A 418-nucleotide genomic window follows, 5' to 3' on the forward strand; every position below is an offset into this window, starting at 1 on the left:
GCAGAAGGACCGCGAGCCGCAGAAGTTCGGCATCGGCATCAAGGAGCTCTGGCAGGTCAAGCCGGAGAATCACAAGCCCGGTCTGGTGCAGCATTCCTTCGGCTGGCCGCTCGGCATGAAAACCGGCGGCGGCTCCTTCCTCTATCACCTCGAAGACAATCTGGTGGCCGTCGGCTTCGTTGTCCACCTGAACTACAAGAACCCCTATCTCTACCCCTTCGAGGAGTTCCAGCGCTTCAAGACCCATCCGGCGATCCGCGGAACTTTCGAGGGCGGCAAGCGGCTGTCCTATGGCGCGCGCGCGATCACCGAGGGCGGCTATCAGTCGGTGCCGAAGCTTTCCTTCCCCGGCGGGGCTCTGATCGGCTGTTCGGCCGGTCTCGTCAACGTGCCGCGCATCAAGGGCAGCCACAATGCG

The 418-nt window shown here is 63.2% G+C and carries 1 protein-coding gene; it reads left to right on the forward strand.

Annotation, left to right across the window (positions count from 1 at the left end; all coding sequences use genetic code 11):
* A partial coding sequence (locus tag AC5ZG1_RS44515) for an NAD(P)/FAD-dependent oxidoreductase (protein WP_496136587.1) occupies nt 1–418 on the forward strand: 418 nt, incomplete at both ends.

It is taken from the genome of Bradyrhizobium sp. Leo78 (genome assembly GCF_059512425.1).